The sequence below is a fragment of the Exiguobacterium sp. s152 genome (assembly GCF_018618335.1).
GTDB classification, from domain to species: Bacteria; Bacillota; Bacilli; order Exiguobacteriales; family Exiguobacteriaceae; genus Exiguobacterium; species Exiguobacterium chiriqhucha.
The window spans coordinates 617,953-633,414 of sequence record NZ_JACSLX010000001.1 but is presented as its reverse complement, the minus strand read 5'-3'; the positions used below and the strand labels follow the sequence as shown (position 1 = coordinate 633,414).

The following is a 15,462-nucleotide window of genomic DNA, read 5'->3' as shown; positions in this document are numbered from 1 at the left end:
CAGACAAAAGCCCGGCTCAGATGAGCCGGGCTTTTGGATTAGAACGTCTCAGACGTCGTTTTTGCTTGCATGTGGAGCTGGATATAATCCGGTCCGCCTGCTTTCGAGTCTGTCCCTGACATGTTGAACCCGCCGAACGGCTGATAGCCGACGATGGCGCCTGTGCAACCACGGTTGAAGTACAAGTTCCCAACGTGGAAGTTCTGACGCGCGTACTCTTGGTTCGAGCGGTCACGCGTGAGGACGGCACCCGTCAAACCGTATTCCGTGTTGTTGGCGATGTCAATCGCTTCTTTGAAGTCTTTCGCTTTCGTGAAGGCGACGATCGGTCCAAAGATTTCTTCTTGCATGAGGCGTGCTTTCGGTGCGACGTCAGCGACGACCGTCGGCTCGATGAAGTAACCTGTCGAGTCGTCAGCTTTACCGCCGGCAACGATTTTGCCTTCTTCTTTGGCGACGTCGAAGTACGACGTGATCTTCTTGAACGCGGCCGCATCGATGACCGGTCCCATGAAGTGTTCGTTTTGCTCCGTGTTGCCGACCGAGAGTTCGTTCGTCAATTCGACGACGCGATCAAGTACTGTGTCATAGACGCTGTCGACGATGACGGCGCGCGAACATGCCGAACATTTTTGACCAGAGAAGCCGAACGCCGATTTGACGATTGACTGGGCCGCGAGTTCGAGGTCCGCTGATTCGTCGACGACGATCGTATCTTTTCCGCCCATCTCTGCGATGACGCGTTTGAGCCAGATTTGGCCGTCGTTCAATTTCGAGGCACGCTCGTTGATGCGCAAGCCGACGTCACGTGAACCTGTGAAGCTGATGAAGCGAGTCTTTGGATGGTCGACGAGATAGTCACCGACTTCTGCGCCTGGTCCTGGGATGAAGTTGAGGACACCTTTCGGAAGACCTGCTTCTTCCATGACCTCGACGAATTTCGCAGCGACGATCGGTGTCGTCGATGCTGGTTTCAAGAGGATCGTGTTACCGGCAACGATGGCCGCAACGGCCGTCCCTGCCATGATTGCGAACGGGAAGTTCCAAGGGCTGATGACGATCCCAACCCCGAGTGGGATGTAGTCATAGCGGTTATATTCGCCCGGGCGGCTCTCGACTTTCTTGCCTGGTTTGAGCTCGAGCATTTGACGTGCATAGTACTCCATGAAATCGATGGCTTCCGCTGTATCCGCGTCCGCTTCGTTCCAAGGCTTGCCTGCCTCTTTGACGAGGTAAGCCGAGAACTCGTGCTTGCGCTTGCGGACGATGTTCGCCGCTTTGAACAAGACGTCGGCACGGACGGCCGGGTCGACATGGCGCCATGAGTCGAACGCTGTGAGTGCTTCTTGCATCGCACGCTCCGCGAGCTCTTGGTTCGCTTTCGAGACGTGACCGATGACTTCTTCTTTATTGGCCGGGTTGTAAGACGTGATTTTGCCTTCCGTCGTAACTTTCTCCCCACCGATTACGAGCGGATAGTCTTTTCCGAGCTCACCGTTGACTTTCTCGATCGCCGCTTGGATAGCTGCGGCGTTCTCTTTGTTTGTAAAGTCTGTGAATGGTTCATGTTTGTATGGAATCATTCTCGTTCCCCCTTAAAAGTGATCGTATATTGAAGCGCTTACGTCTGTATTGTATCGAAAAACCTAGTGAAATCCTAGTGAAACAATTTTCCAGAAAAGCGTGTCGTTTTCGCTCGAAATCGAGTCGTGGTAGGATGAGGGTACAGGACGACTTGCGAAGGGAATGATTGAATGTACAAGTGGATGATGCCGCTCGCGCTGACCGTATTGCTCGCGGGATGCGGGACGGCGGACGAAGCACCGACGGAACAGGCAGCCGAAGAGACGAAAGCGCCGCTCCCGGAAGAGGTCGAGACGTTGTATACGTCATACCAACAAGCGCTCGAAAGCGGGGATGCGGAAGCTCTCGCCGACATCGACTATGCGGGCGAATTGACCGACATTCCGGCGACTGGTGCTGAGATGCGTGATCTCACGCCGGGCGATATGTACGAGAGCTGGGTGAACGAGGACGGGGACGTCGCGTTCATCGTCCACGAGATGGAGGATGCGGACGGCAACGAACTGCCGAACCGACTGTCGAAAGTCGCCATCAAAGACGGTGAGGACTGGAAACTCGTCGTCACCCCGGCCCTCATCCCGGCCGATGTGATTGGGGAGGTCGGCGACATGTTGACCGGCATCGAGGCGAATGAGTATGGCGTGAACGCAGAGGCAAACGCGCGTCTCGCCGAAGTGCCGGAAGACGAGGCCGGCCCGATTTATGACCAAGTGAACGCCCAGACCGACTACGTCGCGCTCGAGGCCGACAATAACGTCTTCTTGCTCATGGCGGAGACGCTCACCGTGCCGGAGAATCAAGACACGATGGCCGACTACTTCGAGGCGTACCGGACGTGGTATACCGACAATGAGGCAGCACTTAAAAAGGCCGCTGCAACAGAAGACCCGGTCGAGTATCTCGAGTCGCTCGAACCGCTCAAACAAAAATTAGAACAAGCGATCGATGGGTATGACGAGAACCTCGTCGACCCGTCGTTCGGATAAGGAGGAAATCATATGTTAGCACCGACATTCACATTACCGAACCAAAACGGGGACATGGTCTCGCTCGAGGACTATCGTGGACAGAAAGTCGTTCTTTATTTCTATCCGAAGGACGCGACGCCGGGTTGTACGACCGAGGCGTGTGACTTCCGCGACGCGACACCGCGACTGAACGGGGCCGTCGTCATCGGTATCTCGGCTGACAGCCAGAAGAAGCACCAAAACTTTATCGCCAAACACGAGCTCCCGTTCGATTTGCTCGTTGATGATACGCATGAGGTGTCGGAACTATACGGCGTCTGGCAATTGAAAAAGAATTACGGGAAAGAGTACTACGGCATCGTCCGTTCGACGTTCCTCATCAACGAGGACGGCTATATCGAACAGGAATGGCGTAGTGTGAAAGTGAACGGGCACGTCGACGAGGTCGTCGCGGCGCTCACAAAATGAGGCAGGACGGCTTCCCTATGGGGGCCGTTTTTTTGTGCGTCTCGCATTACAAATTTATTTCAACTACTAAAATCGGAATCGAGGTGTTTCAATAGGTTAGAGAGGTATATTACGAAAGTATTACGCTGATATCAGATGTTTGGCTCATTTGGCAACTTGACGAAGTTGAGAATGTTCTGAAAAATATGAAGGAACGGTGAACATGAGATATACATAGGGGGCATAAGCGTATGCAGCAATTTGAATCATGGGTGACGAGTCTATCCAACCTCGTCTGGGGACCACATCTCCTCATTTTACTGATTGGGACGGGCGTCTATTTGACGTTCCGGCTCGGCTTCATCCAAGTGACGCGGCTCGGGTTCGGGTTGAAAGAAGCATTTCTCCCGAAACCGAAAACGGGAGCGGAAGCGGAAAAACAGAAAACGCAACGCGGGGACATCTCGCACTTCCAGGCGCTCATGACAGCGCTCGCGGCCACGGTCGGGACCGGGAACATGGTCGGTGTCGCGACGGCGGTCGTCCTGGGGGGACCGGGCGCCATCGTCTGGATGTGGCTTTCTGGTTTCATCGGGATGGCGACGAAGTACGCCGAGGCGATTCTCGCCGTCAAATATCGTGTCGTCGATGAGCGGGGCGAGATTGCCGGTGGACCGATGTATTACTTGGAGCACGGCTTAAAGAAGAAGTGGCTCGGTATGACGTTTGCCTTGTTCGCGGCGATCGCCGCGTTCGGTATCGGCAACGGCGTCCAGACGAACTCGATCAGTATGGCGCTCAACACGTCATTCGGGATTCCGATGCTCGTAACGGGCATCGTGCTCATGGTGCTGACAGGATTCGTCATCCTCGGTGGCGTCAAATCGATCGGCAAAGTCGTCGGCGTATTCGTGCCGGTCATGATTATCGGATATGTCGGCGGGGGTCTCGTCATTCTCGTCATGAACTTCGAGTTGATTCCGTCGGCATTCGCGACCATCTTCTCGAGCACGTTCAGCGCGGAAGCCATCGTCGGCGGGGCGCTCGGTGCCGCCATCCGTTATGGGGTCGCACGCGGCGTATTCTCGAACGAGGCCGGCCTCGGCTCGGCACCAATCGCAGCCGCTGCCGCGAAGACCGATTTCCCGGGACGGCAAGCGCTCGTCTCGATGACGCAAGTATTGATTGATACGCTCATCGTCTGTTCGATCACAGGCTTGACGATCGTCATGAGCGGTCAGTATACGAGCGGGCTGCAAGGCATCGAGTTGACGCAAGCGTCATTCGCATACTTCCTCGGTCCAATCGGGGAAATCATTGTCACGGTGTCACTTGTTTTCTTCGCCTTCTCGACGGTCATCGGTTGGTGTTACTACGGGGAGCGCTCGGTCTATTACTTGCTCGGTGAACGGTCGATCGTCCCGTATCGTGTCGTCTATATCCTCGTCGCCGGACTCGGCGCGATGACGACGAACTTGAATCTGATTTGGGCCATCTCGGACGTTTTCAACGGACTGATGGCGATTCCGAACTTGATTGGTCTCTTGTTCTTGTCGGGTGTCGTCGTCGCCGAGACGAAGCGTTTCGAGCTCGAACGGCAAAAAGAACTGCGGCAAGCCGCTTAACCAAAAGGAAGCATCCTCATGCGAGGACGCTTCCTTTTGTCATACTTTGAATTGACCGATCAACGCGTTCAACTCATCCATCTTCTGTTGGGATGCCTCGGTGGCGCGGTTCAACTCGCTGAAGCGGTCGACCGACATCGTCACTTTCTCGGCGATCTCCTGTGTGCCGAGCGCGCCGTTGTTAACCGTGACGGCCACATCTTGGATGACCCCGATCATATTCGACGTCAATTGCTCGAGTTCGACGGCGGCGACGGCGAACTCTGAGGCGGTCGCTTCGAACCGGCCGGCGTCTTCGCTATAATGCTCGGCCGCCTCTTCGAGCTGGTCGTAATCCTTCAACACGTTCGTATCGAGGAAATGGAGCATCTCGCTCGACGTGTCGTTCAAATGGTCGACGGAGTGGAGCACGGTCGTCGAGATGGCTTGAATCCGTTCGACGGTCGTCCGGCTCGTCTCGGCCAGTTTCCGAATCTCATCGGCGACGACGGCGAACCCGCGTCCCGCCTCACCGGCCCGAGCGGCTTCGATCGAAGCGTTCAACGACAAAAGGTTCGTCTGGGCGGCGATGTCTAAAATGTCGTTCGTGAGCGTCGCGATTTCCCGGACGGCTTTGGCGTCTTGCATTGCCTTCTCCAAATTGACACGTGTCGACGAGAGGACGTGGAGTGCTGATGCTTTCGCCTCGACGGCATGGTCGCGCAGGGCGACGGCGCGGGCATCGACTTGCTCGGCCTCGGCTTTGCGCTCGGCAGCCATCGTCACGATGTTGTGGAGCGTCCGTTCCATGTCAGAAGCCGACGCGTTCATCTCTTGGGCGCTCGCGGCTGTCTGTTGCATCCCGGCCGTCAAATCTTCGGTCGTGGCGGCCGTCGTCGTCATGTATGTGTCGAGCTCACGCAGTTCGTCATACATGCGTGCCGACTGTTCGGTCACCCCGTGAGACACACCGTTCACTTGTAAAATCAATTGCCGGAGATTGGCGAGGAACTGGTTGAAGTCGCGGGCGAGTCCCGAGAACTCGTCACGGCGCTTCACCGGGATAGCCGTCGTCAAGTCGCCTTGGCTCGTGGCCAGCTCCCGCATCTTCACTTTGAACTCTTTGAGCGGCTCGAAAATCGAGCGGAAGATGAACAGCATCATGAGCACCGTGAAGACGATTGCCGCGGCCATGATGATGATGAGCGTGAGCTGGACTTGCTCGAACAATGCCTGACCAGCTTCCGTGTCAGACCGAATCTCATCGCGGTTCAAGTTGACGAGCAGACCGAGCGTGTTCGAGAGGGCGTCGGCGGCCGGTGTCGCCGTATCCCGGATATAGGTGTCGGCCGCGGCTTGACCGTCCGCGTTCGAGATGCGGATGAGCTCCTCGATATTCGTTTTAAATGTCGTCCATTGATCTGTCGCTTGATCGAACAGCTCCTGATCGGCTTTCGTGATGATCGTCGACTCATAACCGCTCATCTGTTGCTCGAGAATCGTGATGCCCGTGTCGAGGTTCGTTTCGACATTTTGCTTCGTCACCTCGTCCTCAACCAAGGCGTGGCGCATCATCTGTTGACGAATCTCGAGCAGCTGTTTATCGACGAGATGGATTTGATCCATCCCTGGAACCCACGAGACGTTCATATCTTGCTGGGCGGCCTTGGACGCGTTCAACGCATAAAACGAGTAGCCGCTCACCCCGAGCAGCAACACGAGCAAGACGGTGAAGGCGACGATCAGTTTGTTACGAATTGACATAGGAATCCCCCTCGAAAAAATGATGCTTCCTCCTAAGCATAATGAGATTGGAGGGCGGACCGAATAGGGGTTTTGGGAAACGAGTCAATAGTGTGGGCGGATTCCCTAACTTTTCAAAAAATCGTTCCTCCTTGGAGAGATGGGATTTTCTTTTTTGTCTTATAAAAAAGTGGTATGATAATGGACGATGTATTGAAAACTGTTGGAGGTGGAACCTTTGGCTCGAATCACAGAAGCTGAAGTTCGGCACGTTGCCGGACTCGCCCGACTTGCGATCACAGAAGATGAAGTGACGCACTTCACGGAGCAATTGACAAAAATCCTCGAGTTCGCCGAGCAACTCGATGAACTCGATACGACGGGCGTCATTCCGACGACCCATGCCCTAGATTTGAAAAACGTACTACGCAAAGACGAGGTTCGTCCTTCACTTCCACGCGAGGAAGTCGAACGGATGGCACCTGATTGGGAGAACGGCCAAGTCCGTGTCCCAGCGGTCTTTGAATAAGGAGGCCCTTCATGAGTTTATTTGATCACGGTGTAGCCAAGCTGCATACGCTTATAAAAGAAGGCGAAGTCACGGTATCCGACCTCGTCAAAGAATCATTTGACCGCATCGAGGCGACCGACGAGAAAATCGGTGCCTTCTTGACGCTCAACGAAGACGCGTTCGAACAGGCGAAACGGATGGACGAGCTCGCTAAGACCTCGGACAACCCGCTCTTCGGTTTGCCGATCGGCGTCAAAGACAACATCGTCACGAAAGGGACACGCACGACGTGTGCCTCGAAGTTCCTCGAGAACTTCGTCCCGGCCCATGACGCGACGGTCGTCGAGCGTCTCCATGACGCCGGTGCCGTCACAATCGGGAAGTTGAACATGGACGAGTTCGCGATGGGTTCATCGAACGAGAACTCGGCGTTCAAAGTCGTCCGTAACCCGTGGGACCCGACGCGCGTACCAGGCGGTTCGTCAGGCGGTTCAGCGGCAACGGTCGCGGCCGGCCAAGTCCTGTTTAGCCTCGGCTCGGATACAGGTGGCTCGATTCGTCAACCGGCGGCCTATTGTGGCGTCGTCGGGATGAAACCGACGTACGGTCTCGTCTCACGTTACGGGCTCGTCGCATTCGCCTCGTCGCTCGACCAAATCGGTCCGCTCACACGTACGGTCGAAGATAACGCCTACTTGTTGAACGCGATTGCCGGTCATTGCGACATGGACTCGACGTCAGCAACGGTCGACCTTCCGGATTACACGAAATCTCTTCACGGCGACATCAAAGGCATGAAGCTCGCGCTTCCAAAAGAGTTCATGGCCGAAGGCGTGTCAGACGGTGTCCGCAAACAGATTGAAGAAGCGGTCGAGACGCTCAAGTCGCTAGGTGCGACGGTCGAGGAGGTCTCGCTTCCGACGGTGAAATATGCGCTCCCGACATACTACTTGCTCGCGTCATCAGAAGCGTCTTCGAACCTCGCCCGGTTTGACGGCATCCGTTACGGGCGCCGTGCCGAGGCTGATGCGCTCGAAGAAGTGTTCACGTATTCGCGCGAACAAGGTTTCGGGGAAGAAGTGAAACGCCGCATCATGCTCGGGACGTACGCACTCAGCTCGGGTTATTACGATGCGTTCTATAAGAAATCGCAACAGGTCCGCACGCTCATGAAGCAAGACTTCGCGAACGTGTTCGCCGACTACGATGCGATTATCGGACCGACTGCGCCGACGGTCGCGTTCAAACTCGGTGACCAGCTCGAAGATCCGCTCACGATGTATGCCAACGATATTATGACGATTCCGGTCAACTTGGCGGGTATCCCGGCCATCTCGGTACCGGCTGGCTTGTCAGAAGGCCTCCCGGTCGGTTTACAGATCATCGGGAACCATTTCAGTGAACCAACACTCTACCGCGTGGCCCATGCTTTTGAACAAGCAAACGGCGGTTTCAAGATGCCACAGCTCTAAGGAGGACGTACGATGAACTTTGAAACGATCATCGGGATCGAGGTGCACGCCGAGCTGAGCACGAAGTCGAAGATTTGGTGTGGCTGCTCGCGCACATACGGTGCCGAAACGAATACACAGACGTGTCCGATTTGTCTCGGACACCCGGGCGTCTTGCCTAAATTGAACGAAGAGGCGGTCAATCTCGCCATCAAGGCCGCGATGGCACTCAACTGCGAAATCGCGACCGACACGAAATTCGACCGCAAGAACTATTTCTATCCGGATACGCCGAAAGCGTATCAAATCTCGCAGTTCGACCAGCCAATCGGCTTCAACGGTCACGTCGACGTCGAAGTCGACGGTGAGATGAAGCGGTTCCGCATCGAACGCGTCCATCTCGAGGAAGATGCCGGGAAGATGAACCACACGGGCGAGAAACACTCGGTCGTCGACTTCAACCGGACTGGGTCACCCCTCATCGAGATCGTCAGTGAGGCTGACATGCGTTCACCGAAAGATGCTGTCGCGTACCTCGAGCGCTTGAAAGAAGTGCTCTCGTTCGCGGGCGTCTCGGACGTCAAGATGGAAGAAGGGTCGCTTCGTTGCGACTGTAACATCTCGGTCCGTCCGTTCGGTCAAGAGCCGTTCGGAACGAAGACGGAGCTCAAAAACTTGAACTCGTTCTCGAACGTCTTGAAGGCGCTCGAGTATGAGGAAGACCGTCACCGCAAATTGCTCATCACGGGCGGCATCATGCGTCAAGAGACGCTCCGTTTTGACGAGGCGGCGAAGAAGACGATTCTTATGCGTGTCAAAGAAGGAGCGGCCGATTACCGCTACTTCCCAGAGCCGGACCTCGTCCGTCTCGAAATCGATGAGGAATGGAAAGAACGCATCCGCGCCACGCTTCCGGAACTTCCGGTCGCACGTCGCGAACGTTATATGAATAACTATGGCCTGTCGGCGTATGACGCCAAGGCGCTCACGTCGACGCGGGAGTTCTCGGACTTCTTCGAAGCGACGACGGCAGCCGGTGCCGAACCGAAAGCGGCCGCGAACTGGCTCATGGGCGAAGTGCTCGGTCACTTGAACAAATCGGACGATACGATCGAGACGATGAAATTGACGCCGAGCTCGCTCGCGGAGTTGATTCGTTTGATTGGAGAAGGTACAATTTCTTCGAAGATTGCCAAACGCGTGTTCACAGCCATGATCGAAGAAGGCGCCGAGCCGAAGGCGTACGTCGAAGCGAACGGTCTCGCCCAAATCTCGGACGAGAACTTGCTCCGCGGCTACATCCTCGACTTGTTCGAAGCGCATCCGCAGATGATTGAAGACTTTAAGAACGGGAAAGACCGTGCCAAAGGCTTTATCATCGGGCAGATCATGAAGCAGACGAAAGGGATGGCGAACCCGGCACTCCTCGATGGCTTGTTCCACGAAGAGATTGCCAAACGCTAAACAAGCGGCGAGGCACTTGTGTCTCGCTTTTCGCTCGACTTGAGCATGGGGAGAGAACATTATGCAACGAAAACGCGCACGGGTCATCTATAACCCGACATCTGGAAAAGAAGTGATCAAACGGGAACTCCCGTACATTTTGAACCGCCTCGAAGATGCGGGTTATGAGACGTCGACGTACGCGACGAAAGCAATCGGCGACGCGACGCTCGAAGCCGTTCGAGCCGCGGAGGCCGAGTTCGACTTGATTATCGCGGCTGGTGGGGACGGGACGCTGAACGAGGTTATCTCGGGACTCGCCCCGCTCGACACGCGTCCGACGATCGGGCTCATCCCAGTCGGAACGACGAACGACTTTGCCCGAGCGATGCGGATTCCGCTCAACGTCGTCGGTGCCCTCGACGTCATCTGTGACGGATTCGAGATGCCGGTCGACCTCGGTGAGATTGAAGGGGAGACAGGGGATATCCACTACTTCATCAATATCGCCGGTGGCGGCATCATGACGGAGCTGTCGTACGAGGTGCCGTCGAAACTGAAGACGGCGCTCGGTCAGCTCGCCTATTACGTCAAAGGGATGGAGAAACTTCCACTCATCAAGCCGACGTATATCGAGCTCGAGCACGACGAGGGCACGTTCAGTGGCGAGGTCATGATTTTCCTCACGTCGAACTCGAACTCGGTCGGTGGCTTCGAGAAGATTTCACCACACGCCTCACTGAACGACGGACTGTTCGACTTGTTCATCTTGCGCAAGTGTAACTTGTTCGAGTTCATCCACGTCGTCCGTTTGTTGCTCCGTGGCGAGCACTTGTCGAGTCCGCTCGTCGAGCACGTCAAGACGGGACGCGTCAAGATGAAGACGACGACGGAACGGATGAGTCTCAATATCGACGGCGAATACGGCGGCGAATGCACGGGCGAGATGCGAAACTTGTTCCGTCACTTGACGGTGCTCGCACCGAACGCGCGCATCCGTGAGATGGAAGACTTGAACGCCCAGTATGAACGCGAACAGATGATCAAACAGCTGTTCAACGTGTCAAACGAGAAAGCAGAATGATTCGGCTCGGCGTGGCGCACACGCCGAGCTTTTCGTTCGCTTGGAACGGGTATGAACCAATACACACTATTTTTTGAATCGGGAAAGGAGAGACTCATGTTACCAGTCCAAAAAAATGACCGTCTCGACGTCCACATCCACGACCTCACGCATGAAGGCGCGGGCGTGGCACGCGTCGACGGTTATACGTTGTTCGTCCCGAACGCACTTCCGGGAGAGACCGTGGAAATCGTCGTGACGAAGACGAATAAACAGTACGGGTTCGCCCGCTTGCTCGATGTGAAAGAAGCGAGTGCGGACCGCGTCGAGCCACCGTGCCCGATTTTCTATCAGTGCGGGGGCTGTCAGCTCCAACACTTCAGTTACGACGGCCAGCTCCGTCAAAAACGGGACCGTGTCGTCGATGCGTTGAAGCGACTTGGCCAATTCGATGTGCCTGTCCACGAGACAATCGGCATGCCGGAACCATGGCGTTACCGCAACAAGGCACAAGTGCCGTTCAAAGACGAGGCCGGTCGCCTCGTCGCCGGTTTCTATCGTCCACGTTCGCACGATATCGTCGAGATGAAGGAATGTCTCATCCAAGACGAACGCAACGATGAGGCCGTCCAAGTCGTCCGTGACGTGCTCGCGGCGCACGGTGTGCCGGCGTACGATGAGAAGACCGGGCGCGGCGTCATCCGCCACGTCATGGCCCGTTACGGCTACCATTCGGGTGAATTGATGATCGTCCTGATCACGAAGACGACGAAAATAAAAGGCGTGAACGAGATTGTCGCCGACATCTTGAAACGTCTGCCGGACGTGACGTCGATCATGCAAAACATCAACCCGGACAAGACGAACGTCATCTTGGGTTCGACAAACAAATTGTTGTATGGCCATGAGACGATTGAGGACAAAATAGGTGGACTCACGTTCACGATTTCCCCGCACTCGTTCTTCCAAGTCAACCCGGTCCAGACGGAGAAGTTATACGGCAAGGCGCTCGAATACGCGCAACTCACCGGGACCGAACAAGTCGTCGACGCCTATTGCGGCATCGGGACGATCAGTCTGTTTCTCGCCCGGAAAGCGGCGCACGTGTATGGCGTCGAAGTCGTGCCGGAAGCGATTGAGGACGCGAAACAGAACGCGCTCGTCAATGAAATCGACAACGTGACGTACGCGTGCGGCGCGGCAGAAGATGTGTTGCCGCAGTGGAAGCAGGATGGCATCAATCCTGACGTCATCGTCGTCGACCCGCCGCGTAAAGGCTGTGCCGAGTCGTTCCTTGAGACGATGGTCGAGATGGCACCGAAGCGGATTGTTTACGTATCGTGTAACGTCGCGACGCAGGCACGCGATATGCGTTATCTCGCTGATCGCGGCTACCGACTCGTCGAAGTCACACCGGTTGACATGTTCCCGCATACGGCGCATGTGGAGACGGTGGCGTGGTTGGAGAAAAGTAGTTAAGGGGGACACTTATATGGCAGACAAAGGTGAGAATTTAGTTTCAGAATACTTTAGTCATTTAGGATTAGACGCTAGAAAAATTAGTGAGGAAGAAGTAAAAACACCGGACTTTGAAGTTTACAATAAAGATGGTAAACTCCTATTTTATGCTGAAGAAAAAACTATTGACGAAAGTGACTTCTTAAACGATGCAAAGTCAGGGGAAGTTATCTGTGTTCCTGATTCATCATTTAATACTTTGCAAAAAAAGTTTCGAACATCCGTACAGCAGTTTAGGAGTGTCAATGAACACCATCTTATACCAAATGTATTAGTGTTCGTGAATCAGAGTACGGATGTTAATTTTAATGATTTAATAATTGCTCTTACTGGAAAAGGTATTGATACAGATGGTGAATTCGTAGCCATTAGACCAGTTGGTAGAGTCAAAGCTGATCATCAATTTGTTGATTTATGTTTATGGTTTGATAAAGATGAACTAACAAACGGCGCTTACGTATCATGTCACACGCGACATACAGAATTCTTAGAAAATATTAATTTTGTCGAAATAGATTAGTTTTAAAGAAAGGAATAAAGTGTTATGAAAGAAAACTTCTGGCGCGACCTGCCGCGTCCATTCTTTATACTTGCCCCGATGGAAGACGTGACCGATGTCGTCTTCCGCCACGTCGTCGCCCATGCCGGACGCCCGGACGTGTTCTTCACCGAGTTCGCCAACTCGGACAGCTACTGTCATCCGGAAGGGAAAGGCAGCCTGCGTGGACGTTTGACGTTCACCGAGGACGAACAGCCGATGGTCGCCCACATTTGGGGTGACAACCCGGATTACTTCCGTGAGATGAGCATCGGCATGGCCGAGATGGGCTATAAAGGCCTCGACATCAATATGGGTTGCCCGGTCCCGAACGTGGCCAAGCGTGGGAAAGGGAGCGGACTCATCCTCCGTCCTGACGTCGCAGCCGAACTCATTCAAGCGGCGAAAGCGGGCGGCATCCCGGTCAGCGTCAAGACGCGTCTCGGTTTCGCGAAGCTCGACGAGTGGCGCGACTGGTTGACGCATCTCTTGAAGCAAGACATCGCCAACTTGTCGATTCACTTGCGGACACGCAACGAGATGAGTAAAGTCGATGCGCACTGGGAGATGATTCCGGATATCGTCAAACTGCGTGATGAGATTGCACCGGATACGCTCATCACGATCAACGGCGACATCCTTGACCGTCAAATGGGATTAGAACTCGTCGAGAAATATGGCGTCGACGGCGTCATGATTGGCCGTGGGATTTTCAAGAACCCGTTCGCGTTCGAGAAAGAGCCGCGTGAGCATTCGATGGAAGAGTACCTCGACTTGCTTCGTCTCCAACTCGATTTGCAAGACAAGTTCCAAGAAGAGGTGCCGCGTTCGATTTCGAACTTGCACCGCTTCTTCAAGATTTACGTGAAAGGGTTCCGCGGGGCGAGTGACCTCCGTGTGAAGCTCATGGACACGAAATCGACAGACGAAGTGCGGGCCCATCTTGACGCGTTCGTTGAGAATTATCATAAAGAAGAAGCGACGCTTGCCGAGGCGGCGTCGACAGTCGAATAAGGAATGATGGGATTCAGCAGATGCTGGGTCCCTTTCTTATGTGGCGATAGTGAATCGAAACTTTTGATCCACTTGGTTCGTAAGAAGGGATGGGAGGGATGAACATGAACGAGTGGCGCGAATCAGCAGTCGGTCTTGGCCTTGTGTTTGGAACGGCTGGCGGGCTGATCGTCTCATTATTATTCGATTTTCCGTCCATGTATGGCATCGTCATCGGTTCGATTATCGGCTATTGGATTGGGCTCTTCATCTCCATCCGTGCGATGAAACGATGACGCCCCATTGATCAAAACAGGAGGAGGTTCTTACATGAGTGAATTTCAATTTATAACGAGCGACCACCCATTAAAAGAAGTCGAAAATCCGTACATCAAGTTCTTATCGATCAACGAAGCCATCAAAAAAGGTGTCATCTTGCCCGAGATGCTCACAGACGATGAGGACCTCGACCGTGACGAAAAAATTTTGATGAACGTCGAAGCAGAAGAACACCTTGATGAGATTGAAATCAAGTGCGACCTGTATTATGAACAAGAAAATGTCGAGGCGTATTCGTCAAAACCACACGTCGTGGAATTGCGTTGGCGTTATACGGATGCGAGAGCCGAACAGCTCGTCGCGTATATAACCGACCACTTGAAGACAGCGGATGAAGTCGAAATTTGGAAAGTGTGGGTCGATGAACAGACGGAACCGAGCGTCAATACGATCACGTGCGACGAGTTGACGATGGATGCGCTGCGATTTTTAGGGGAAGTCGGGTTCGAACGACCGGAGTGCCTTCGGGTGACAAAAGCATAATCTGACCGAACGAGTCGTCTCGTTCGGTTTTTGTTTTGTCTCCACACTTGAAAAAGACTGCTATATTATGAGAAGAAGAGTCAGGAGGGAATACCATGCATATTCTAATCGTCGAAGACGACCGGACGATCGCTTCCGGTCTCCAATATTCACTCGAGCAAGAACAATTCACGACGACGTTGTGCCACAACGTGGCCGACGCCACACGTTTGATCGAACAGCAGTTACATACGATCGACCTGTGTCTATTCGACTTGTCGCTGCCAGATGGGAGCGGCTATGACTTATGCCGGCTCGTGAAACAAAAACAGGACATACCTGTCATCTTTTTGACAGCGTTCGATGATGAAGTGAACGTCGTCATGGGACTCGATATGGGAGCGGACGACTACATCACGAAACCGTTCCGGGTCCGTGAACTCATCTCGCGGATTCACTCGGTGTTGCGCCGCTACCATAAACAGGTCAGCTCGCCCATTTTGACAATCGGGGCGGTTGAAATCAATACCCAAGACGCCAAAGTCAAAAAAGATGGAAGCGAGATCCTGTTGACGGCGCTTGAATATCGCCTATTGCTCATCTTCGGCAGACATACAGGACAAGTGTTGTCCCGAGCGCAACTACTCGACCAAATTTGGGACATGGGCGGGGACTTCGTGAACGACAATACGTTAACCGTCTACATCAAACGATTACGCGAGAAACTCGAAGATGACCCGCAACGGCCGACGTTGATTAAGACGGTTCGCGGGATTGGCTATAAGGTGGAACGCTGAC

General features: G+C 54.2%; 15 protein-coding genes. 13 read left to right on the top strand and 2 right to left on the bottom strand.

What is annotated here, in order from left to right; genetic code table 11:
- Positions 1-38: 38 nt before the first annotated feature.
- Positions 39-1,583: an L-glutamate gamma-semialdehyde dehydrogenase gene (gene pruA / locus KNP72_RS03265; protein ID WP_021066482.1), complete on the bottom strand. Its 1,545-nt coding sequence runs from the start codon at positions 1,581-1,583 to the stop codon at positions 39-41.
- Between the two features lie 171 nt (positions 1,584-1,754).
- Here pruA and KNP72_RS03260 point away from each other — a divergent pair, with 171 nt between their 5' ends.
- From KNP72_RS03260 to KNP72_RS03250, 3 genes are all read left to right on the top strand, one after another.
- Positions 1,755-2,570 (top strand): nuclear transport factor 2 family protein, encoded by an 816-nt coding sequence (locus tag KNP72_RS03260; protein ID WP_214751651.1) that lies wholly within the window; start codon positions 1,755-1,757, stop codon positions 2,568-2,570.
- A gap of 12 nt (positions 2,571-2,582) precedes the next feature.
- Entirely contained in the window at positions 2,583-3,020 is a 438-nt protein-coding gene (gene bcp / locus KNP72_RS03255; RefSeq protein WP_214718011.1) for a thioredoxin-dependent thiol peroxidase, read from the top strand.
- A 230-nt stretch (positions 3,021-3,250) separates the two neighbouring features.
- Positions 3,251-4,624, top strand: coding sequence for an alanine/glycine:cation symporter family protein (locus KNP72_RS03250; RefSeq protein WP_214832106.1), 1,374 nt, complete (start codon positions 3,251-3,253; stop codon positions 4,622-4,624).
- 39 nt (positions 4,625-4,663) lie between these two features.
- On the opposite strand, the gene KNP72_RS03245 is transcribed toward KNP72_RS03250, so the two are convergent.
- The gene (locus KNP72_RS03245) at positions 4,664-6,367 is read right to left on the bottom strand and encodes a methyl-accepting chemotaxis protein (RefSeq protein WP_214832105.1); all 1,704 of its coding nucleotides are present in this window, start codon (positions 6,365-6,367) and stop codon (positions 4,664-4,666) included.
- 217 nt (positions 6,368-6,584) lie between these two features.
- Between KNP72_RS03245 and gatC the strand changes: the two genes are divergently transcribed.
- The 10 genes from gatC (at position 6,585) to KNP72_RS03195 (ending at position 15,461) form a co-directional block, all read left to right on the top strand.
- On the top strand, positions 6,585-6,875 hold the full coding sequence (gatC, locus tag KNP72_RS03240; protein WP_021066487.1) for an Asp-tRNA(Asn)/Glu-tRNA(Gln) amidotransferase subunit GatC: 291 nt from the start codon (positions 6,585-6,587) through the stop codon (positions 6,873-6,875).
- Positions 6,876-6,886: 11 nt separating this feature from the next.
- On the top strand, positions 6,887-8,329 hold the full coding sequence (gatA, locus tag KNP72_RS03235) for an Asp-tRNA(Asn)/Glu-tRNA(Gln) amidotransferase subunit GatA (RefSeq protein ID WP_029594953.1): 1,443 nt from the start codon (positions 6,887-6,889) through the stop codon (positions 8,327-8,329).
- Positions 8,330-8,341: 12 nt separating this feature from the next.
- Positions 8,342-9,772, top strand: coding sequence for an Asp-tRNA(Asn)/Glu-tRNA(Gln) amidotransferase subunit GatB (gatB, locus tag KNP72_RS03230; RefSeq protein ID WP_214718001.1), 1,431 nt, complete (start codon positions 8,342-8,344; stop codon positions 9,770-9,772).
- A 61-nt stretch (positions 9,773-9,833) separates the two neighbouring features.
- A complete protein-coding gene (locus KNP72_RS03225; protein WP_021066490.1) occupies positions 9,834-10,835 on the top strand; it encodes a diacylglycerol kinase in 1,002 nt (333 codons plus the stop codon).
- A gap of 96 nt (positions 10,836-10,931) precedes the next feature.
- Positions 10,932-12,293: a 23S rRNA (uracil(1939)-C(5))-methyltransferase RlmD gene (gene rlmD, locus KNP72_RS03220; RefSeq protein WP_214832104.1), complete on the top strand. Its 1,362-nt coding sequence runs from the start codon at positions 10,932-10,934 to the stop codon at positions 12,291-12,293.
- 13 nt (positions 12,294-12,306) lie between these two features.
- Positions 12,307-12,852: a hypothetical protein gene (locus KNP72_RS03215; RefSeq protein ID WP_214832103.1), complete on the top strand. Its 546-nt coding sequence runs from the start codon at positions 12,307-12,309 to the stop codon at positions 12,850-12,852.
- A gap of 24 nt (positions 12,853-12,876) precedes the next feature.
- Positions 12,877-13,884, top strand: coding sequence for a tRNA dihydrouridine synthase (locus tag KNP72_RS03210; protein ID WP_214832102.1), 1,008 nt, complete (start codon positions 12,877-12,879; stop codon positions 13,882-13,884).
- A 104-nt stretch (positions 13,885-13,988) separates the two neighbouring features.
- Positions 13,989-14,159: a hypothetical protein gene (locus tag KNP72_RS03205; protein ID WP_214832101.1), complete on the top strand. Its 171-nt coding sequence runs from the start codon at positions 13,989-13,991 to the stop codon at positions 14,157-14,159.
- Positions 14,160-14,193: 34 nt separating this feature from the next.
- A complete protein-coding gene (locus tag KNP72_RS03200; protein WP_214832099.1) occupies positions 14,194-14,685 on the top strand; it encodes a hypothetical protein in 492 nt (163 codons plus the stop codon).
- A gap of 95 nt (positions 14,686-14,780) precedes the next feature.
- Complete coding sequence (locus tag KNP72_RS03195; protein WP_214832098.1) at positions 14,781-15,461, top strand: response regulator transcription factor; 681 nt, start codon at positions 14,781-14,783, stop codon at positions 15,459-15,461.
- Position 15,462 lies beyond the last annotated feature (1 nt).